We start from the raw sequence: 20,568 nt of genomic DNA on the forward strand, positions 1-20,568 counted from the left end.
TTTGTGAACGATAAAGGTTTGAATATAATATTCATTTGGTTTATTAATGGCTTTTGGTTTTAAATAGCGATCTGTTTATCTGAAAACAGTTATAGTGTCTGCTAAATTTTCTCTGTTAATGAAAGCCGCAATAAATTCCTGAACTTCGGTAGTGCTTTCTTTTGGGGTTTCGAAAGAATTAATATGAAATTCATCGTCCTGATCAAGAATATGAATGATTTCCGTATAGCCCTTAGAAATTAAACTACCTTTTAATTTAATTATATTCAACTGCTGTTGGCTGTCCAGCTCTTTGCGAACTTTTAGTTTTATAGCTCTTTCCATAGTTAATATTTTAAATTATTAGACGTATAATAATATTCAAATATAGCTATTAATTGTTTTGGCGCATAGGTAAAAAGCAGTTATAAGTCATTATTTATCAACATATTAATAAACAATATGTTAAAATCCGAAGTTATTTTTATTTTAACATATTATAAGTTATTTCTTCAAATTGAGACATAAAAAATCCCACTTCATTGCGAAATGGGATTGTTTTTATTCAAAGTTTAAACAAAGTTTTAAACATTAATTGCCCAAAATTGACATTATCTTCCAATAATTGTTTTTTGCAAAACAAGATTTGTCGTATTTGGCTTCTAATTTACGATTCACAGCTGCTACAGGAAACAAGACTTGTAACAAGTTCTTTAGATACACTTTGGCTTCGTTGGTAATACAAACTTTTAATTCCAAGTTGCCACGCTTCAATAATCAAACGATTCACCTCTTTAATCGCTAATTCTGAAGGAATATTAAGATTGATACTTTGCCCCTGATCTACAAATTTTTGTCTTATTGAAGCTTGTTGAATTATTTCAAGTTGACTGATTTCTTTAAAGGTTTTAAATACATCTTTTTCTGTTTGCGAAAGCTGCTCCATATGTTGTACGCTTCCGCCGTTTAACATAATTCCTCTCCAAACCTCTTCATTATCAAGACCTTTTTCTTCAAGCAATTTGGTTAGGTATTTATTTTTTCTCATAAAATTCCCTTTGCTTAAACCTGCTTTGTAATAATTACTGCTAAAAGGCTCAATTCCCGGAGAAGTTTGTCCTAATATCGCAGATGATGAGGTTGTTGGTGCAATCGCCATCGTCGTAGTATTGCGTCTTCCGTATCCTTTTAATAGTTCCGGTTCACCATAAATACGTGCCAATTCCTGAGATGCTTTATCGGCTTTTTCACTAATGTGCTTGAAGATTTCCGTAGTTTTCATTTTAGCTTCCAATCCTTCAAACGGAATCATATTTTTTTGCAGATACGAATGCCATCCCAAAACTCCAAGTCCAAGTGCGCGGTGTCTTTTTGCAAAACGATTTGCTGCAGAAAGATAATAGTTTCCTTCTGTTTTTTCTATAAATTCCTGCAATACAGCATCAAGGAAAAAGATGGCCAGTTTTACGGCTTCGGTATCTTTCCATTCTTCGTAAAGCTCAAGATTCATAGACGAAAGGCAGCAAATAAATGATTCGTCGTTTCCTGACGGAAGCATAATTTCACTGCATAAATTACTGGCATTAATAGGAAGGTTTTTGTCTTTATAAACCTGTGGCTTGTTTTTGTTTACATTATCAGTAAAAAAGATATAAGGCAATCCTTTTTGCTGACGGCTTTCTAATACTTTTGCCCAAACCTGACGTTTTTCGACATCACCATCAATCATTTCCTGCATCCAGTAATCTGGTACACAAATTCCTGTAAACAGGTTCTGAATAGGGTTTCCGATGCTTTTTATCTTTAAAAACTCTTCAATATCCGGGTGGTCCACATCAAGATAAGCCGCAAATGCACCTCGGCGAACGCCACCTTGCGAAATCGTATCCATCGTAGTATCAAAAAGTTTCATGAAACTTACCGCTCCACTACTTTTTCCATTATCCGTTACAGCGCTTCCGCGTCCGCGTAATTCACCAAAATAACCAGACGTTCCGCCGCCAATTTTGGTCTGCATGATAACTTCTCCCAATTTATGGGTAATTCCTTCAATTTTATCCGGAACGTGAACATTAAAACACGAAATTGGCAAACCGCGTTCTGTTCCCATATTCGCCCAAACCGGTGAACTAATACTCATCCATCCACGCTCGATCATTTCTACAAAAGAATCTTTCAATTCGGGTTTGTAAAGTCTTTTTGCAGCAGCAGTACAAATTCTGTCAATCGCACCCTCTACGGTTTCTCCTTTTAAAAGATAACCACGATTTAATATTTGTTCACTTTCAGAGTTTTTCCACCACATTTTGTTATCGGCATAACTTAATGGCGGAATATTTGTTTCGGTTGTATGTAATGTACTCATAATATATTCCGTTTAAAAAGGTCGTTTGCAGTAATACTTTTGTCATGTTTGGTATATTCTACCGGTCTTTTTGCAAAAAAATCATCAAGACTATTTGCAAATACTTCTTCTTCAAACCAAGCCATATTTTTATAGTCTTCTGCAGGAACATTAAATATCGTTGGAATCCCAATTTGTCCTAAACTTTCATCAATTCTAAATTTCATGAAGTTTACTAAATCTGCTTTTTTTATCGTTTCGATTTCACCTTCCTCAAAAATCCAGTCTAAAATATCAGACTCTACGCCTATCGAATGTTTTACTGTTTCTCTAATCATTTCTAAAGTATCGGCATCAAAATAATCCGGAAATTCTTCCCGTATTTTATTGATGATATAAATTCCGCCATTGGCATGAATTTGCTCGTCGATAGAAGTCCAGGCAATAATGTTGCTTACATTTTTCATATAACCTTTGAATCTTGTAAACGATAAAAGAATCGCAAACTGACTAAAAAGTGATACATTTTCGATCAAAATACTGAATAAGATCAGTGATACCATATATTTTCGGTTGTCTTGGGAACGTGTATCTTTAAGAACATCCGAAAGATAATCTACACGTTTACGAACCACCTCAATGTCCATTAATTTTTCGAATTCATCATTATATCCCAAAACTTCCAAAAGACGCGAATAAGCCTCAGAATGCCTGAACTCACATTCGGCAAACGTACTTCCCAAACCATTAAATTCAGGTTTTGGAAAATGCTCATAAATGTTGCCCCAAAAACTTTTTACCGCCACCTCAATTTGTGCAATTGCCAGTAAACTATTTTTGATTGCCGTTTTTTCGGCTACATTTAAATGAGAGTGAAAATCCTGTGTATCAGCAGTAAAATCAACTTCGGTATGCACCCAATATGCTTTATTGATTGCTTCTGTAAATTGTAGTACCTCTGGATATTCAAAAGGTTTATAGTTGATTCTCTTATCGAAAATAGACATAATATATAGTATTTAATAATGAACTAAACAAGAATAAAAAGCCAGTTACGAAGTGGGAATAACGGCGTTTCTATACTTACAAAATTAAGCCACTGTTGCTTTTTTGTTATCCTTTTGATGTTAAAAAACCAGCCAATTATCAACAGCTGTCATCCTATTGAAACAGACCAAAAAATTAGTTTTTATGAACAGGGAGATTAGTTTGGCTAATGCCCGAATTATCAGTTATTTATAAAGAATCTAAATAAAGTTATCAACAGGAAAATCGCCTTCAAATTTTCCTTTTTGAAAAACACTTATCAACAGCAATTTTCAAAAAACTGACTTTTTCTTGCCAAAATCCTTTCTTTCAAAAGAAAAAAAGAGCTTGATTTTGTTTTTAAATTAAATGAAGAATTAAATCATTTTAATCTAAATTATTGTAGAAAAATAAATATAAATATCTTATTTACAACAATTTACTTCATTAAAAAAGAATAGTTATCAAGTTTTCAACTCTTTTTTTGTAATACGAAAAGTGTAATTATATAAATAAAAAGGGAATACCTAATTATTAAGATATTCCCTGTTCCTTAACCCAAAAATTATTTATTCGGAATCAATTTAATTATTGCAAGTTTATCGTTTACAGGATTTATAATGAAGAAATCAGTTAAATGTTAGTTTCACGCAGATTTTAAAAAGATTTAAGCAGATTTTTTAATTAAAAAACTTGCAAAATTATCTGCATGTATCTGCTTAAATCTTTTTAAAATCTGCGTGAAAAATAATTTACAGCAAAAAAACTTTGCATCTTCGCTCCGAAGCTTCGGGATAGCACACTTTGCGATTAAAATGATTATTAAGCTTTTCTTCCGTAAAGCAAAATCCTTTTAAATGAATATATAGCAGGAAGTTTAGGAAATTCAGCTGCTATTCTCTCTTTGTAAGTTTTAATAAAAAGTGTTCTCTCATCTCCGTCAAGTCTTTCTATATAAGGAATCAATGCCGAACCCGAAATAAAATTATAAAGGGTATCATGATCGTTGGCAATAATTGGATATACTTTTTGCATGATCTGAATATCTTCAAGTCCGCCGTCAAAAAGTATTTGTGCATAATCATCAATACTCAAAACGGGAGAATCTCTCTTGAAACCGTTTAGATAGGATTTAAACGGTTCTTCATCAATCAATTCAGAAAGGATTTTATTGAGTTTATTTTCTGGCTGCACTGGCATTTGCACCGCAAATTGTCCTTGCGGATTAACTAATTCTATTAATTTAGGAAACAATATTTCGTGATCGTTTGACCATTGCAAAGCGGCATTGCTAAAAATCAAATCCCATTTTTCTCCCGATTCAATTGTTTCTTCTGTAGTCGCTTTTTTAAAATGTAAATTAGCTGTTTCTAATGACTTTGATTGTTCCAGCATTTCATCAGAAGAATCAACTCCCAAAAAATTGGCATTTGAAAATTTATCTGCCAAAATCGCCGTTTGTTCGCCTGTTCCGCATCCCAAATCAATGGCTTTCATAGATTCCATCGGTTTAATAAAATCGATTAAATCATAAAACGGCTGATAACGAATGTTTTTGAATTTATTATAGATTTCAGGATTCCAGGGCATTTTGTATTGGTTTTAATTGTGTTATTAGCTAAGATACGAAATTATTTATTCTTCAATTTCTTAATCATTTCCTTCCCATTTTCATTCTGTGGGTTTATTGCAATTGATTTTTCATAATTTTCAATAGCCAAAGATTTCTGTCCGTTTATCATATAAGCTTCCCCCATACTGTCATAAACATTAAATGAATTTGGGTGCAGTTTGATATTCTGCTTAAAAAATTCGATAGCTTCATCAATATGTTTAAACCGAAGTTGTTGATAACCAAGTTGATTTATAAAATCTTCCGTTGGATTTATGTTATAGCCAAATTCGCTGGATAATTTTTTAAAATGCTCTTCAATATCTTTATACAAAATTTTATTTGAGTTTAAAAAAGCTTCCGTATGCCAATTTTTGTAAATAACCCGAAGTCCGTCATACATGCTTTTATATGGCACAGAAAAATGATTTTCTTCTTTGTATTCTTTATAATTCCATTGAAAAGATTTTGAGGCAAACATTTTTAATTGTTTCGTTAATAAGTCAACAGCCTGTTTATCTTCATTGGCAATTGATACAAAAATCTTTCTCGAAAGCTGTTTATTTTTCTTAAGATACAAGGCGTATTCTTCCATTACTTTATCTCTGTTTTTATCACCTGTCAAAGCCGGACTAATAAAAATTGATGCCTGAAATAATTCTGGCGCATTTTCATTGGCATAAATTCCAAAGAGTCCGCCAAGTGAATGTGCTTCAAGAATTCGATAAGGCTGTGTTCTGTAGTTTTTGTCGATGTACGGAACAAGTTCGTCTTTTATAAAATGGAGAAAATTATCTGCTCCATTTTCTTTTGAATCAAATATTGGTGTAAAATCCCTTCCGCGTTCTGTATTGGGAATTGCTACAATAATCATTTTTGAAATAAAATTAGTCTCAAAATCAGAAAGAAAATTGACCATTTCTGAAACGTACTTAAAATGACTTCCGCCGTCAAGCAAATACAAAACCGGATAAGTATCTGTCGAAGCGTTGTATTCTGGAGGAGTATGAATCCAGATTGTTCTCTCTTCGTTAATTGCTTTAGAATGAATTAAAAATTGCTGTTGATTTGCCGGAGGAATGGAATCTATTGTTTGTGCCGCGGCATTTTTCGAAGAGAAAATTAAAAAAAGTCCGCAAATGCAAACAATAAATCTATAAATTTGAGTTTTCATACTTTTGAAGAATTCGTTAAAACTAACCTCACCATAAAGACCGCAGATATCATAAATTGTTACATTTTTTATATTTTAATTGTATTTTTTTACAATAACTAAAAACCCTCGATATGAGGGTTTTTAGTTTTATATTCTTATAAGTATTAAGCCGGAATAAGATTCGTAGAAATACCAATTCTGTTCCACGCATTAATAGTAATGATAGCTAAGATTACTTGTGCAAGATATTTTTCGTCAAGAACTTTAGCCGCTGCTTCATAAGTTGCATCGCTTACATGATGGCTAATTAAAGTAACTTCTTCTGTTAAGGCTAATATGGCACGTTCTTCATCTGTAAAAAACGGAGTATCGCGCCAAGCGTTTAAGGCATAAATACGCTGTTCTGTTTCGCCGGCTTTACGCGCCTCTTTGGTGTGCATATCAATACAAAAAGCACAGCCGTTTATTTGTGAAGCCCTAATTTTAATTAGCTCTTTATGAGTGCGGGTTAAAGAAGTACTTTCAATAAATTTTTCTAATCCTAAAATGGCGTTATATCCTGCAGGCTCTACTTTGTCAATACGAATTCTTGTTTTCATTTTTCTAAAATTTATATAATTATTGTTTCTATTTAAGCTGTTCTGTATTTTTCTAATAAAAAATTAAGGTTTTCAAATTCCTTCAAAGTCAGTTTATGAGAAAGTTTTTCTTCATAAACATCCATTCCGGGTTTTAAATCCCTCAAAATTTCCATTCCTGATTTAGTAATGAACACATCAACTTTTCTTCGGTTTTTACTGCAAACTTCTCTTGTAACATATCCTTTTAGAAGTAATTTATCGACTAAGCGAGTTGTATTACTTGTCTTCGAAATCATTCTTTCCTGAATTTCACACATATTTGTTGGCTTGCCTTTTTGATTCTCTAAAATCTTCAGAACATTAAATTGTTCCGATGATAAATCAAAACATTTTAAAATCTCGTTGAAATTTTCAGCCAAAACATTTTGCGTATGCATAATATTGGTGAGAGTTCGTTTACTTAAAGATAGTATTGCAGTAAATTCATTTTTTGAAGTTGTGCCCATAACTTGTTTTCTTTACAGCAAAATTAGAGCAACAATCCGGATACAAAATATGCCAATTTTAAAATAAAGACTAGCCCAGAAAAGTTACCGGACTACCTTTTTAAGAATACCTAAAGCTGTCACCATTTCTTTTTCTTCAAGTGAAGCAAAACCCAATCTCATGGCGTTAGTAACAAACGATTCATTTTTGTAGAATTTTCCATTATCGATAGAAAGTCCGTTTTTTAAGGCGTTTTCAGACATCTTAACCAAATCAATTTTAGAATCAAAATGAGACCAGATTGCAAGGCCGCCTTCTGGTATTTCAAATTCAATTGTATCTCTAAATTCTGACTGCAGAATATCACAAAAAACATTTCTACGCTGTTTGTAGATTTTTAGCGATTTACGAAAATGCCTTTCCATTTCACCATTATTAAACAAAACAGAAAATGCATCTTCCAGAAGTGTATCTCCCTGTTTGTCAATTAATTCTCTTAAAGAAGCGACAGCATCAATAAAAACGGAAGGCCCGGTCATAAAACCGATTCTTAAGGCTGGCGCAAATGTCTTGGAAATCGAACCAATATAAATGACATTATGATTGTGATCAATACTTGCCAAAGGCAAATACGGTTTGTTTTCATAATGGTAATCAAAATCGTAATCGTCTTCGATAATAGCAAAACGAAATTCTCTGGCCAGGTTTAACAGTTTTAACCTGCGTTCCATACTCAGTGTTACCGTTGTTGGAAAATGATGATGCGGAATTATATAAACTACTTTTATTTTTTGCTTTTGCAGAATTTCCTCCAAATAATCAATGTCCATTCCGTTAGCATCAACAGGAATACGCACTAAATTAGCACCTGTATATTTGAAAGTATCATCGGCATAACTATAATTCGAAGTTCCAACTGCTACAACATCAGACGGATTTAAAAGCAATTGAGCCGTCAGGTAAATCCCCATTTGGCTGCCTTTTGTAATCAGGATATTTTCAGAAGAAACAGCTAAGCCTCTGGTGTTTGAAAGATAATTAGAAATCGAAATACGGAGATGTTCAGATCCTTTTGAACTGCCATATTTCAGGAAATTTTTTCCGTAAAATTTCTTCGAAAGACTTCGATATTCCCGCATAAGCTGATCTACGGGAGCCAAACGCACATCTGGAAATCCATCGTCTATGCTGAGACCGGCTTTTTGAAAATTCCTGACCGGACGGGCTTCTTTAAATTTATTGGTCCACAAAAATGATTCTTCTTTACTACTATTTTTATTGGTTTCCGGAAGTTTGTTTTTTGAGATTACAGGCAATTTCGAAAGTACAAAAACACCTTTTCTCTCAACAGATTCTGCCCAGCCCTGACTAATCAATTCTTCATAAGCCAATTTTACCGTATTCCTGTTAATGCCAATTAATTCGGCAAGAATACGCGAACTTGGTAATATATCAGACGGCTGCAGTGTACCATTTGTTATCAAAGAAATAAAGCTGTTGCATACCTGTATATAAATAGTAACAGGAATGTTTCGATCAATTTGAATTAAAGATTTATATGGCAACATCTGGGCTGTAGTTTTTATCAAAATTGGCATACAAAGTTAATCCAAAATCAGGATACATTTGCTGAAAATTATTTAAAAATGAAAAATATATTAGTCATTAATTCAAGCGCAAGAACGCTTAATTCTCAAAGCAGAAAACTTACTGAAGTATTTGTTGAACAATGGAAAAGTATTCATAACAGCTCTCTTATTACTTTCCGTGAATTGGGCAATCATCCTGTTTCTCATATTAGCGAAAACTGGATTTCTGCAGCTTTCAAACCCGAAAATGCAAGATCTCAAGAAGATAAAGAGGCACTAAAAGAAAGTGATAATTATATTGCCGAATTACGTCAGGCGGATGTTATTGTTCTCGGTGCCCCGATGTATAACTGGTCGATTCCAAGTGCGCTTAAAGCTTACATTGATCAGGTTTTAAGGGTTAACGAAACCTGGAAACTCAATCCTGAAAATATCGCGAATCCCTACATTGGATTACTTGAAAATAAAACTCTTTTTTTAATGCTTTCAAGAGGTTCTCACGGGTATGAAAAAGGAGAATTTAACGAGCATATGAATTTTCAAAGCGATTACTTAAAAACGGTTTTTAATATCATGGGAATTCATAATATTCATTTTGTAGCTGTTAACGGTTCAGCGCTGAGTCCTGAAATACTACAACAGTCTGCAGAAGATGCAAATCAAAGTATAAAATCTCTTATTGAAAGTGAACTTTAATCAGCGATATTGATCAAATAAAAACATCGAAATGAAAAATAATGTACTCAAAGGAAGCCTTTTTATTGCACTTGGAGCCACAAGTTACGGCATGCTGGCAACCTTTGTGAAAATGGCATACCAAGAAGGTTTTACAACCGCCGAAGTGACGATTTCACAATATGGTCTTGGCTTTATCGGACTTTTAATTTTGAATTTATTTCGCAAAGAAAAACCGATTTTAAAACCTGAAACTTCAAACTTAAAAAGTACTTTCAGGCTAATATTTGCAGGAACTTCACTTGGTTTAACAAGCACTTTTTATTACCTCTCAGTGCAGTATATTTCTGTTAGCGTAGCCATTGTGTTATTAATGCAAACTGTTTGGATGGGTGTTATTTTTGAAATCGCGGTGCATAAAAAAATGCCCGGATTGCGTAAGATAATTTCTGTTTTCATCATTTTGGCAGGAACATTCCTTGCCACAAACCTGTTTCAGGAATCAGTAATTATAAACTGGAAAGGTTTTTTGTTCGGCATTCTGGCTGCAATGTCTTATACTGCAACAATGTATTCTTCCAACCATGTTGAACTGCATTTTCCTCCGTTAAAAAGAAGTCTTTTTATGATTATTGGAGGCTGTATTGTAGTCGCTTTTATTTTTAATACGTCGATCAACTCAGATTTTTCCTTTGCTGTTATTCTGCGCTGGGGTATTTTGCTTTCTTTGTTCGGAACCATACTTCCACCGTTACTTTTTACCAAAGGAATGCCGTTAACCGGAATGGGTTTGGGAGCTATAATTGCTTCTGTCGAAATTCCTGTTTCTATTGCAATTGCTTATATATTCCTCGATGAACCTGTAAGTTTTCTGCAATGGATTGGTGTAATATTGATCTTATTTGCTGTAGCATTTATGAACCTTCAGAAAAGATAAAATCAATAAAATTCCAAATTAAAAAATTCCAAATTCCAACTCATATTGGAATTTGGAATTTTTTATTTGAGTTTTTTTACTTGGAATTTAATTTTTGGAATTTAACTTTTAACAGTCGCAAGATGCACCGCTCTGTATCTATTAAAAACAATAAAAATAATACCGATAATAAAAATCAAAGAAATATTTGTTAATCCCAATAAAAACTGACTTTTAACGGCATATAAATTGACAAATCCATAGCTAAATATCGAACTCACCATATACGTTGCACCGCCTGTAAGTCCGCTGGCAACTCCGGCATTTTTAGAGAAACGGCTTAAACAATAGCCATAAATAATATTAAAGATAAAGCCGCCGCACATATTGATTCCCATTGTAAAAGCGATTAAAGTATAAATATTACTTGCTATTGAAGAGGTAAAAATCATAAGTAAAACCAAAGTAAACTGTATTGAAACCGCAATAGTTATTTTTTTAGCCAAAGGTTTATGAATAAGAGATTTAGCCGTGATTCCGCCCATCATAACGGCTAAACCTGACAATAACGAACTGTAACCTGTAGTAACGGCAGAATACCCAAATACACGTTCTACAATAAACGGACTCGATAAACTGTACACTACAACAAGACCAAAGCAAATACCAAGAATTATGATTCCCAATGTAAAATCGGGCGATTTTAAGATGTTTGTATACGTTTGTGCGATAGACTTTAGTTTAAATTCATGAAAGTATTTTAAAGATTCTCCGCTATACAGAAGTTCCAGAATTAAGAACAATAATGACAATCCGCCAAGAAAATAAAAGTTAGATTTCCATCCAAAAATATTCTCCAAATATCCTCCTAAAAATGGCGCCATAATAGGCGCGCAGGCCCAAATGATTGAAAATAAACTAATGTAACTTTTTAATTTTTCGCCAGAATAAAGATCGACAAAATAAGCACGTTTTGCAATTACAATAAAAGCAATGGCAATACCCTGAATAATTCTCATGGCATAAATAACATAAATATCCGGCACCAATGCAATTACAAAACTGGTTAACGAAAAAACGGCAAGCGATGCAATGCTAATTTTAAAACGCCCAAAACTATCGAGTATGCTTCCTATAAAAACCTGGCTAATTCCTAGGCTAAACATAAAAAAGACCAGCGAAAGCTGAATGGCTCCTGCCGAAACCTGTAAATCTTTTGCCATAGCCGGCAGCGATGGCAAATAAATATCTGTTGCAAATCCCGATAACGGAATTAAAGCAAATGCTAATTTGGTGCTAAAACCCTGATGGTTTTCTTGTAAATTTCTCATTTTATTAAATTAATTAGTAATATAGTAGACCGATCGGTCTATAATTTTGCAAAAAAATGATTATAAAAACAAACACTAATTTCACTAATTAACACGAATCTGAATGGTTAACTTAGTTTGTGAAATTATTTCACGAACCAATAATTCGTGATAATTCGTGAAATTCGTGTTTAAAATCAAAGAACATATTTTTCGAAATCGTCTTTTATACTTTGCAGAACAATCTTCATCTGATCATTATTTCCCAATATTTTTCGGCATAAAATACCGCCTTCGATCATGGCAAAAGCTTTAATGCTAAAATGTTCCGGGTTTATTTCTGCTGATAATTCTTTATTATTAATTCCGTTTTCAATAATGTTATAAAATCTTTTCTGGGCAGCCAGGATCGCTTTTTTTACCTGCTCTTTTATAACGGGGTTTGTATCATCGGCTTCGATCCCGAAATTTAATATCGGACAGCCTTCCGTCATATTTTTATCATTTTCATACACGCCTAATAAGTTGAAGAGTTTGGCTTTCGCCGAAGTTCCCTGCGCGACTGCCGTGTCGAGTTTACCGGCCAATTGCGATCTTAGATATAAAAATGATTCCCTGCAAATTTCATCTTTACTCTCAAAATTGCCATAAATCCCGCCTTTTGCAAGCTTGGTAACTTCCATAATATCAGTTAATGAAGTTCCCGCCATTCCTTTTTTATTAATCAAAGGAGCCGATGTTTCAATAATAAATTGTCTGGTACGTTCTGCTTTACTCATGATTTCTAAATTTTACACTGCAAATATAGACCGATCGGTCTAAAAATACAAATATCTTAACTTTTTATTTTTATTACTGACTCCCGTTTCAATAATAATTCAACATGACAACACTCAATTTTTATCATATAAACTAAAAATCAGGTCTTAAATTTTAAAATCACTAAACACTAATCGCAACCCATAAGATTTTTTTTACAGCCCAGCAATTCCGCGGAAAAAAAGTAAATTATAAAGATTTGGTAATGTAAATCAAGATATATTTTGATTAGATTTACCACCAAATTGACCCCAAATAATATTCCAATACAGAATGGCTTACAACACAAATGATCTGATGCGCTTTTTAGACGCTCAAAATAAATTGTACTTAGTTGCACTTGCAGAAATTAAGAAAGGGAAAAAAGAATCTCCGTGGATGTGGTTTATTTTTCCGCAGATAAAAGGTTTAGGTTCGAGCGATACTTCAAAGTTCTACGAGATCAAAAATGCCGATGAGGCAATGGCTTATCTGGAGCATCCTATTCTTGGAAAACATCTTCTTGAAATTACTAAGGAACTCATTAATACCAATGAAAAAAGTGCCCTGGAAATTCTTGGTGACACCGATGCCGAAAAATTAAAATCGAGTATGACTTTGTTTGCCAACATTCAAAATACAGAGCCTGTATTTGAGCAGGTGATTAATAAGTATTTTGGTGGATCGTACGATTTTCATACGATTCAGCTTTTATACAGCAATTTATAGTGTAAGAAAAATTTTACCGCAAAGTGCGCAAAGTTTTTTTAAATTAAGTTTATACAAAAGGCAAAGTTCGCAAAGCTGAGTCTACTAACCTTGCGTAATCCTTTGCGAACTTTGCGGTTAAAATCTTCACCCCATAAAATTAATTATATCTTATTCTTTATTATTTGGAAATATTCTAAATAAGCAATAACTTTCGCCCTCGAAATCCCAAAGTGGAAATTTCATTACATAAATACCCATTTGCTTATATCTCCAATATGAAAAAAACAATCTTTGCAGTCCTATTATTTGCTTCGCTTTTTGTTAATGCCCAGCAAAACAAGCTTCTGGATGCTAATTTCTGGAAAACTTCTCCAGATTTAGCCACTTTAAAATCTACAATTGACAAAGGAAATAATCCAACAGAATTAAATCAATTTGCATTTGATCCAACCGTTTTGGCAATTAATAATGGCGCTTCAAACGAAGTTGCGAAGTATTTAATCGAACTTCCGGGCAACGGAGTAGACAAACTTACACACGACGGTCGTATCTATTTACATTGGGCGGCCTATAAAGGAAATGCTGAATTGGTAGAATATCTTATAAAAAAAGGTTCTGATATTAATCTGGAAGACAGCCACGCCGCCACACCTATTGCATTTGCTTCTGGTACAGGAGTGGTAAATCCTGCTACTTATGATGCTTTTTTTAAAGCTGGAATTGATCCTAAAAAGAAATACGACGGAGCAAGTTTATTATTACTTGCTATCCCGAACGATAAAGATCTTACAACAACAAATTACCTGGTATCACAAGGTTTATCGCTAAAAGACGTTGATAAAAACGGATACACGGCTTTTGATTATGCTGCAAAAGCAGGAAATATTGCACAGCTAAAAACCCTTGTTGAAAAAGGTGTAAAATATACAGATTATGCCTTAATTTCTGCCGCTCAGGGAATGCGTCGCAGTGCCAATCCTATTGAAGTTTATAAATATCTGGCAGATGATTTAAAATTAAAACCAACCGTTACGGCTTTAAACGGGCAAACGGTTCTTCATATATTGGCACGCAAAGAAAAACAGTCTGAAATTGTAAAGTATTTTATTGACAAAGGTGTTGATGTAAACAAAACCGATAAAGACGGAAATACTCCTTTTATATTAGCATCAGAAGGAAAAGATCTGGAATTATTGCAAACTTTACTGCTAAAGGTTAAAAACATTAATGCCGTAAATGCAAAAGGAGAATCGGCGTTGACACAAGCTGTAAAAGGCAGTTCTGCAGAAATTGTTTCGTTTCTTTTAAGTAAAGGAGCTGATATTAATGTGAAAGATACTAAGGGAAATGATCTGGCTTTTTATCTTGTAGATTCTTTCAGAAGTTCTGGTGAAGCATCGCAAAAAGATGATTTTGGTGATAAACTGGCTGTTTTAAAAAGCAAAGGAATAAATTTCGCAACGCCTCAAAAAGATGGAAACACCGTACTTCATACAGCCGTAATCAAAAACAATATTAACCTGCTAAAAAAACTGGAAGGACTTAATATTGATCTCAATGCCAAAAACAAAGAAGGTTTAACTGCATTGCATAAAGCGGCTATGGTGGCAAAAGACGATGCTATTTTAAAATATTTGGTAGCATTAGGCGCAAAAAAAGAAATTAAAACCGAGTTTGACGAAACTGCCTACGATTTGGCAAAAGAGAATGAAGTCCTGAAAAAAATAATACATCGGTTGAGTTTTTAAAGTAAATAATTATACATGAAATCATTATCAAAAATCTGCCTTGTGGCAGTATTCGCGTGTCTTTTCTCATTTAAGGCAGCTGCACAAACTGACAAATACAAATGCCTTTTACAAATGTCTAATTACGTAGGCGAAGGCGCTTATATCGTAGTATCGCTTATTGATCCTAAAGGAGAATACGAAAAAACATTATATGTAATGGGCGATGACAAAAAATGGTACAAAAGCATCAAGGAATGGTATAAATTTTATGCTAAAAAACCGGATATCAGTGCCAAAACAGGCGCTTCTGTAACGGGTGGTGACAGAAGCGTAACTACATTTGAAATTGAAGCTTCGAAATTTGACAAAGGCTATAAAATTCGTTTTGAAACTGCCGTAGAAGACCAAAAATATCATGTAACCGATGCCGAAATTCCGTTTACAACAGAGGGAATCGCTGAAAAAACTGAAGGAAAAGGATACATCAGATATGTAAAATTAAATAAGATATAAGCCATAATGACATTATCCGTTTGGAGATACGCGCATTTAACTCTCGCTGTATTTTCTTCTCTATTTCTAATTCTGGCATCAGTTACAGGAACTGTACTTGCCGTAGACGCTGCACAAGAGAAAATACAGCCTTATGGCGTGACAAATTTTGATGATTTGACTGTTGCACAAACGCTTCCAATATTGCGTAAAAACTATATGGAAGTGACTGAAATTAGTATCGATCACAACAAATTTACAACCCTAAAAGGTCTTGATGACGATGGCAATGATATTGATGCCTGCATAAATCCCCAAACGGGAAAAATTATTGGCAAAACTCAAAAGAAAAGCGAGTTTATACAATGGGTAACTTCGCTTCATCGTTCGCTTTTTTTGCATGAAACCGGACGATTTTTTATTGGCGTTAATTCGTTTTTGCTTTTTCTAATCGCCATTTCCGGTATTGCTTTAGTGGTACAAAGGCAAAAAGGTTTTCGCCGATTTTTTTCTAAAATAGTCAAAGATAATTTCAGTCAATATTATCACGTTGTTTTAGGAAGATTCATGTTGATTCCCATTTTTATTATTGCACTTTCAGGTACTTATCTTTCGATGCTTAGGTTTAAGGTTTTCACCGAAAAGCCAATCCAGCCGAAAGAAATTAAAGCAGATACAAAAGATTCTAAACAAAAGAATATTGCCGATTTTGACATTTTCAAAAAGACAAAACTTTCTCAGGTTCAAAAAATAGAATTCCCTTTTGATACAGAAGATCCCGAAGAAGTTTTTATACTAAAACTGAACGATCGCGAACTAAAAGTGAATCAGTTTACAGGACAAATTGTAAGCGATGCACCCTACCCGACTACCGTTTTATTTGAGAATTTAAGTCTTGATCTTCATACAGGCCGTGCGAATATGGTTTGGGCAATTGTTTTGGCTTTGGCGTCATTAAATATTCTGTTCTTTATATATTCGGGATTTTCGATGACTTTAAAACGAAGGGAAACCAAGATTAAAAACAAACATAAACCCAAAGATAGCCGTTTTATTCTGCTTGCAGGATCAGAAAACGGAAGTACTTTTCGCTTCGCCAATGCCATTCATACACAATTGATTGCCAACGGATATTCTTCTTATTTAGGGGGATTAAACCAATATACGGCATTTCCGGAAGCCGAACATATTATCATTTTCTCTTCAACACATGGTTTGGGCGATGCGCCTTCAAACGGAGGTAAATTTTTAACGTTGCTAAATCAATATCCGCAGAAAAAAAGGTTAATGTTTCTGTTGTTGGATTTGGTTCTAAATCATACGCCGATTTTTGTGGTTTTGCCAAAGAAATAGACAATTGTCTAATCAAACAAAATTGGGCAAACAGAATTTTAGATTTGCACACTATCGACGACAAATCACCGGCACAATTTACAGATTGGGTAAAAAACTGGAACACACAAACAGGAATAAACCTCGCGACAGCGCCGGCAACGTATGCGCAAAAACCAACCGGATTGCAAAAAATGATGGTGGTAGAAAAAACAGCATTATCTGAAACGGATCATATTTTTAGGCTGACGTTAAAACCGAGGAAAAAAGTTAAATTTACTTCGGGAGATTTACTGGCTATTTATCCTGACGGAGATGGCAGAGATCGTTTTTATTCAATTAGTAAAAGTAATGGCAACATACAATTGGTTGTAAAATTGCATCCGCATGGTTTTGGTTCGGGATATTTGTACAATCTTGAAGCTGATTTTGTTATCAAAGCGAGAATTGTTCATAATGAAGGATTTCATTTTCCTAAAAAAGCTCAAAAAGTTGCCTTGATTGCCAACGGAACGGGAATTGCCCCATTTCTGGGAATGATTGAAGGAAACAAAAATAAAACAGAAACGCATTTATACTGCGGTTTTAGAAATGAAACTGAGACTGTTGCCCAATACAAACAGTTTGCAGAAAATCAAATTCAAAGCAAAAACCTGAAAAGTTTTCACATTGCTTTTTCGCGTGAGCAAAACCAATGTTATGTTATGGATTTGATTCGAAAAGATGCTGATTTCTTTGTCGATTTATTGAAAAACGGTGGAAAAATCATGATTTGTGGTTCGCTTGCGATGCAGCAGGATGTCGAAAAAGTGTTGGAAACCATTTGCATGGATAAAAACAAAACCGACCTTGCGTATTATAAAACTCATAAACAGATTCTTGCAGATTGTTATTAAATTTTAGCCACAGATTAAAGGATTAAAAAGATTTTTTACGCAGATTTGGCAGATTGAGCAGATTTTATTTTAATGTTTAAGTCTGGTTTGTCATTTCGACGGAGGAGAAATCACATCCAGAGAGCGACGTACTGTGTATCTTTACTTTATGTGATTTCTCCTCCGTCGAAATGACATAAAATGAGAATAAAATCTGCGTGAAAAATAAATAATTATGAAAACTAAATCATACCCAAAATATTTCGCAACTCTTTTATTAGTGCTTTGTAGTTTTACATCAAATGCACAAATTTTGCGTAAAAGAACAACACTGCTTATGGGAGGCCGTTTTGATATTAGCATTGTTGCGAAAGATTCTCTCACAGCAGAAAATTCAATTGATACGGTTATTGCAGAAATTACAAGGATAGAAAACCTGATTTCTGACTGGAAACCAACTTCTCAGGTTTCTGAAGTAAACAGAAATGCGGGAATTGCACCCGTAAAAGTAGACCGCGAGGTTTTTGAATTAACGCAAAGAGCGCTTCAGTTTTCGAAAATTACAAATGGCGGTTTTGATGTGAGTTTTGCCGCTATGGACAGAATCTGGAAATTTGATGGTTCGATGACAACAATGCCAACGGAAGAAGCGATCAAACAATCTGTTGCAAAAGTGGGATATCAGAATATTATTCTCGACAGTGTTCAATCGACTATCTTTTTAAAATTAAAGGGAATGAAAATTGGCTTTGGCGCTTTGGGCGAAGGTTATGCAACCGATAAATGCCGTGATATGATGCTAAGCAAAGGAATAAAAGCGGGAATTGTAAACGGCTCTGGCGACATGACGGCCTGGGGAAAACAGCCAAATGGCAAAGACTGGAATATCGGAATGACAAATCCTTTTGATACTAATAAACTTTTTGCCGTTGTGCCTTTAAATGATGGTGCTGTAACAACGTCAGGAAGTTATGAAAAGTTTGTTATTTTAAACGGAAAGCGATATTCGCATATTATCAATCCTGCAACCGGATATCCGTCTACAGGACTCTGCAGTGTTACTGTTTTTGGCCCAAATGCCGAAATGGCAAATGGTTTCAGTACGTCGTTAATGGTTTTAGGAAAAGATGCGGGATTAAAATTAATCAATAACTATCCTCAATATTCCTGCGTAATGATTACGGATAACGGGAAGATTATTAAATCGAAGAATTTTAAGATTGCTAAATTTCATCCTAAAATTTGAGGTTTAAAAAGGTGTAATCCCTACGGGATATTTTTATTGGGGTGAATTTCTATTTTTTCTACCAATATGTAAATCCTAGCGGATTTTTTTCTCTGTGTTATTCTTTTATTGATAACAATGTGGTTTTGTTATCAATAAATTAATAAAAAAGAATGATTAAAAGTACTGTTTGTCATTTCGAGGAACGAGAAATCACATCTAGAGAGCGACAAAGATTGGCGATTTTGATTGCGGAGTTTCTAGTGTGATTTCTCGTTCCTCGAAATGACAAACGGTACGAAAATATTCTAAATGACAAGCTTTGTCGACTATTGTTAGTGAGGTTGCTTCGTTCCTCGCAAGGACAAACTACACGAAAATATTCTTATGAAAATGATTGCCCTAGCCCCGATAGAAGTGGAAATCCTTTTATTTTTTTCTTTAAAAAAATAAAAGATTGAAACGGATAGCGGGATTAGCTCCTGAAAAAAATTATAATCAATGCGGAATATAAATATTAAACGTCGCCCCTTTCATTGGTTCTCCGCTTGCCGTGATAAAACCGTTGTGATTTTCAACAATTTTCTTTACGATGGCAAGGCCAATTCCGGTTCCTTCGTAAACATCTTTGCTGTGTAATTTTTGGAAAACACCAAATATTTTTTCATTGTGCTGAGGATCAAAACCAATGCCGTTGTCAGCAAAGCGAATATGACAGTATTTTTTATTTGGAACTAATTTTTCGTCCAGCTCTGCCCCATCTGTTACACGGCTGCTAATTTTTATAATTAAAGATTCGTCTTCTTTGGCAAATTTAATGGAATTGTAAATTAAATTTTCTAATAGTTGCATAAACTGAAACGGAATAATACACGCCAATCCATGCAAATCGGTTTCAATTACAGCATTTTTTTCTGCAATATTTTCCTGTAAAGCTTCCTGAATATCTGCAACAATTTTATTGAGATCAATGGTTTCAAAACTCCTGTCGACAATAGTGGTGCGGGAAAAAGTAAGCAGACTATTGATTAATTCTCTCATTCTGTTTGTCGAATACAAAATTCGGTTGAATTTTGCTTTTCCGTCTTCAGATAAATTCGGATACTCATTTGAAAGTATCAGATTTGTAAAAGTCTGTATTTTTCGTAATGGTTCCTGAAGATCATGACTTGAAATATAGGTAAAGGCATCCAGTTCTGTATTTTTCTTTTTGAGTTCTTCGGCATGTTTTTCTATCGCCGCATATTGAGCTTCAAGTTTTGTATTGGCTTTTAAAATGATTTCGTTTAAGGTTCTGGTTTCTTCTTCCTTGGCACGCAGTTCCTGATTTTTTCTAAATAATTCTGTAAAAACCATTACTTTGGCCTGCAAAATTTCCGGAGATAATGGTTTAATCATATAATCTACCGCACCTGATTGATATCCTTTAAAAATATACTCGTTGGCGTTCATATTAGCAGTCAGGAATATAATCGGAACATGTTTTAATTTATCGCTTTGACGGATCAATTCAGCGGTTTCAAAACCATCCATCAGGGGCATTTGCACGTCCATTAATATAATTGCAAAATCCTGATTTTTCAATAGAATTCTCAAGGCATCTTTTCCGGAAGATGCCTCGACAAATTTGTAACCTCTGTCGGCGAGAATTACCTGTAATGAAAGCAGATTTTCTTTTTTGTCATCTACAATCAAAATTTTGATTGGATTATCTGCAATGTTACTTTTCAT

Annotated in this window: 19 protein-coding genes; 8 read left to right on the forward strand and 11 right to left on the reverse strand. The window is 34.1% G+C overall.

All coding sequences use genetic code 11. From position 1 onward, the window contains the following. Positions 1–75: 75 nt before the first annotated feature. The 8 genes from ACZZZT_RS16950 to pdxR all read right to left on the reverse strand — a co-directional run bounded on the left by ACZZZT_RS16950 (position 76) and on the right by pdxR (position 8,752). On the reverse strand, positions 76–324 hold the full coding sequence (locus ACZZZT_RS16950; protein ID WP_042563437.1) for a hypothetical protein: 249 nt from the start codon (positions 322–324) through the stop codon (positions 76–78). A gap of 322 nt (positions 325–646) precedes the next feature. Continuing rightward, the gene (locus ACZZZT_RS16955; protein ID WP_042563436.1) at positions 647–2,344 is read right to left on the reverse strand and encodes a ribonucleoside-diphosphate reductase subunit alpha; all 1,698 of its coding nucleotides are present in this window, start codon (positions 2,342–2,344) and stop codon (positions 647–649) included. Continuing rightward, positions 2,341–3,330, reverse strand: a complete 990-nt coding sequence (locus ACZZZT_RS16960; RefSeq protein ID WP_463461263.1) for a ribonucleotide-diphosphate reductase subunit beta — start codon at positions 3,328–3,330, stop codon at positions 2,341–2,343. The genes ACZZZT_RS16955 and ACZZZT_RS16960 overlap by 4 nt, the downstream gene beginning before the upstream one ends. Positions 3,331–4,171: 841 nt before the next feature. Then, the gene (locus ACZZZT_RS16965) at positions 4,172–4,939 is read right to left on the reverse strand and encodes a methyltransferase domain-containing protein (protein WP_463461264.1); all 768 of its coding nucleotides are present in this window, start codon (positions 4,937–4,939) and stop codon (positions 4,172–4,174) included. 41 nt (positions 4,940–4,980) lie between these two features. Next, the gene (locus ACZZZT_RS16970; RefSeq protein ID WP_463461265.1) at positions 4,981–6,135 is read right to left on the reverse strand and encodes an alpha/beta hydrolase-fold protein; all 1,155 of its coding nucleotides are present in this window, start codon (positions 6,133–6,135) and stop codon (positions 4,981–4,983) included. 146 nt (positions 6,136–6,281) lie between these two features. Continuing rightward, positions 6,282–6,716, reverse strand: coding sequence for a carboxymuconolactone decarboxylase family protein (locus tag ACZZZT_RS16975; RefSeq protein WP_073393965.1), 435 nt, complete (start codon positions 6,714–6,716; stop codon positions 6,282–6,284). A 32-nt stretch (positions 6,717–6,748) separates the two neighbouring features. Next, a complete protein-coding gene (locus ACZZZT_RS16980) occupies positions 6,749–7,204 on the reverse strand; it encodes a MarR family transcriptional regulator (RefSeq protein ID WP_463461266.1) in 456 nt (151 codons plus the stop codon). Positions 7,205–7,288: 84 nt separating this feature from the next. Further along, positions 7,289–8,752, reverse strand: coding sequence for a MocR-like pyridoxine biosynthesis transcription factor PdxR (pdxR, locus tag ACZZZT_RS16985; RefSeq protein WP_463461267.1), 1,464 nt, complete (start codon positions 8,750–8,752; stop codon positions 7,289–7,291). Between the two features lie 78 nt (positions 8,753–8,830). Between pdxR and ACZZZT_RS16990 the strand changes: the two genes are divergently transcribed. Continuing rightward, entirely contained in the window at positions 8,831–9,469 is a 639-nt protein-coding gene (locus ACZZZT_RS16990) for an FMN-dependent NADH-azoreductase (protein WP_463461268.1), read from the forward strand. A gap of 31 nt (positions 9,470–9,500) precedes the next feature. After that, positions 9,501–10,385 (forward strand): EamA family transporter, encoded by an 885-nt coding sequence (locus tag ACZZZT_RS16995; protein ID WP_073393962.1) that lies wholly within the window; start codon positions 9,501–9,503, stop codon positions 10,383–10,385. Positions 10,386–10,486: 101 nt separating this feature from the next. On the opposite strand, the gene ACZZZT_RS17000 is transcribed toward ACZZZT_RS16995, so the two are convergent. Continuing rightward, positions 10,487–11,695 carry an MFS transporter gene (locus ACZZZT_RS17000; RefSeq protein ID WP_463461269.1) on the reverse strand — a complete coding sequence of 403 codons (1,209 nt, stop codon included), beginning with the start codon at positions 11,693–11,695 and terminating at the stop codon, positions 10,487–10,489. 176 nt (positions 11,696–11,871) lie between these two features. Then, positions 11,872–12,453 carry a TetR/AcrR family transcriptional regulator gene (locus tag ACZZZT_RS17005; protein WP_463461270.1) on the reverse strand — a complete coding sequence of 194 codons (582 nt, stop codon included), beginning with the start codon at positions 12,451–12,453 and terminating at the stop codon, positions 11,872–11,874. A 313-nt stretch (positions 12,454–12,766) separates the two neighbouring features. On the opposite strand from ACZZZT_RS17005, the gene ACZZZT_RS17010 reads away from it, so the two are divergent. The 6 genes from ACZZZT_RS17010 (at position 12,767) to ACZZZT_RS17035 (ending at position 18,858) form a co-directional block, all read left to right on the forward strand. Next, on the forward strand, positions 12,767–13,201 hold the full coding sequence (locus ACZZZT_RS17010; RefSeq protein ID WP_073393959.1) for a DUF1810 domain-containing protein: 435 nt from the start codon (positions 12,767–12,769) through the stop codon (positions 13,199–13,201). A 257-nt stretch (positions 13,202–13,458) separates the two neighbouring features. Beyond that, on the forward strand, positions 13,459–14,931 hold the full coding sequence (locus ACZZZT_RS17015) for an ankyrin repeat domain-containing protein (RefSeq protein WP_463461271.1): 1,473 nt from the start codon (positions 13,459–13,461) through the stop codon (positions 14,929–14,931). Between the two features lie 15 nt (positions 14,932–14,946). Then, positions 14,947–15,426: a DUF2271 domain-containing protein gene (locus ACZZZT_RS17020; protein WP_073393957.1), complete on the forward strand. Its 480-nt coding sequence runs from the start codon at positions 14,947–14,949 to the stop codon at positions 15,424–15,426. 6 nt (positions 15,427–15,432) lie between these two features. Next, positions 15,433–16,758: a PepSY-associated TM helix domain-containing protein gene (locus ACZZZT_RS17025; protein WP_463461272.1), complete on the forward strand. Its 1,326-nt coding sequence runs from the start codon at positions 15,433–15,435 to the stop codon at positions 16,756–16,758. A gap of 44 nt (positions 16,759–16,802) precedes the next feature. Further along, positions 16,803–17,633: an FAD-binding oxidoreductase gene (locus ACZZZT_RS17030; protein ID WP_463461273.1), complete on the forward strand. Its 831-nt coding sequence runs from the start codon at positions 16,803–16,805 to the stop codon at positions 17,631–17,633. Between the two features lie 214 nt (positions 17,634–17,847). Next, positions 17,848–18,858, forward strand: coding sequence for an FAD:protein FMN transferase (locus tag ACZZZT_RS17035; protein WP_463461274.1), 1,011 nt, complete (start codon positions 17,848–17,850; stop codon positions 18,856–18,858). A 477-nt stretch (positions 18,859–19,335) separates the two neighbouring features. Here ACZZZT_RS17035 and ACZZZT_RS17040 read toward each other — a convergent pair whose 3' ends face one another. After that, positions 19,336–20,568 (reverse strand): response regulator, encoded by a 1,233-nt coding sequence (locus ACZZZT_RS17040; protein ID WP_463461275.1) that lies wholly within the window; start codon positions 20,566–20,568, stop codon positions 19,336–19,338.

The sequence above is a fragment of the Flavobacterium sp. AC274 genome, from assembly GCF_979258275.1.

Excerpts from the sequence above, each read along its gene's own strand:
- ACZZZT_RS16950 (WP_042563437.1), bottom strand. The coding sequence starts at position 324 with ATGGAAAGAGCTATAAAACTAAAAGTTCGCAAAGAGCTGGACAGCCAA.
- ACZZZT_RS17005 (WP_463461270.1), bottom strand. The coding sequence starts at position 12,453 with ATGAGTAAAGCAGAACGTACCAGACAATTTATTATTGAAACATCGGCT.
- ACZZZT_RS16980 (WP_463461266.1), bottom strand. The coding sequence starts at position 7,204 with ATGGGCACAACTTCAAAAAATGAATTTACTGCAATACTATCTTTAAGT.
- ACZZZT_RS17025 (WP_463461272.1), top strand. The coding sequence starts at position 15,433 with ATGACATTATCCGTTTGGAGATACGCGCATTTAACTCTCGCTGTATTT.
- ACZZZT_RS17000 (WP_463461269.1), bottom strand. The coding sequence starts at position 11,695 with ATGAGAAATTTACAAGAAAACCATCAGGGTTTTAGCACCAAATTAGCA.
- ACZZZT_RS17020 (WP_073393957.1), top strand. The coding sequence starts at position 14,947 with ATGAAATCATTATCAAAAATCTGCCTTGTGGCAGTATTCGCGTGTCTT.
- ACZZZT_RS16965 (WP_463461264.1), bottom strand. The coding sequence starts at position 4,939 with ATGCCCTGGAATCCTGAAATCTATAATAAATTCAAAAACATTCGTTAT.
- ACZZZT_RS16995 (WP_073393962.1), top strand. The coding sequence starts at position 9,501 with ATGAAAAATAATGTACTCAAAGGAAGCCTTTTTATTGCACTTGGAGCC.
- ACZZZT_RS16975 (WP_073393965.1), bottom strand. The coding sequence starts at position 6,716 with ATGAAAACAAGAATTCGTATTGACAAAGTAGAGCCTGCAGGATATAAC.
- ACZZZT_RS17015 (WP_463461271.1), top strand. The coding sequence starts at position 13,459 with ATGAAAAAAACAATCTTTGCAGTCCTATTATTTGCTTCGCTTTTTGTT.
- ACZZZT_RS17010 (WP_073393959.1), top strand. The coding sequence starts at position 12,767 with ATGGCTTACAACACAAATGATCTGATGCGCTTTTTAGACGCTCAAAAT.
- ACZZZT_RS16970 (WP_463461265.1), bottom strand. The coding sequence starts at position 6,135 with ATGAAAACTCAAATTTATAGATTTATTGTTTGCATTTGCGGACTTTTT.
- pdxR (WP_463461267.1), bottom strand. The coding sequence starts at position 8,752 with ATGTTGCCATATAAATCTTTAATTCAAATTGATCGAAACATTCCTGTT.
- ACZZZT_RS16960 (WP_463461263.1), bottom strand. The coding sequence starts at position 3,330 with ATGTCTATTTTCGATAAGAGAATCAACTATAAACCTTTTGAATATCCA.
- ACZZZT_RS16955 (WP_042563436.1), bottom strand. The coding sequence starts at position 2,344 with ATGAGTACATTACATACAACCGAAACAAATATTCCGCCATTAAGTTAT.
- ACZZZT_RS16990 (WP_463461268.1), top strand. The coding sequence starts at position 8,831 with ATGAAAAATATATTAGTCATTAATTCAAGCGCAAGAACGCTTAATTCT.
- ACZZZT_RS17035 (WP_463461274.1), top strand. The coding sequence starts at position 17,848 with ATGAAAACTAAATCATACCCAAAATATTTCGCAACTCTTTTATTAGTG.
- ACZZZT_RS17040 (WP_463461275.1), bottom strand. The coding sequence starts at position 20,568 with ATGAAAAGTAACATTGCAGATAATCCAATCAAAATTTTGATTGTAGAT.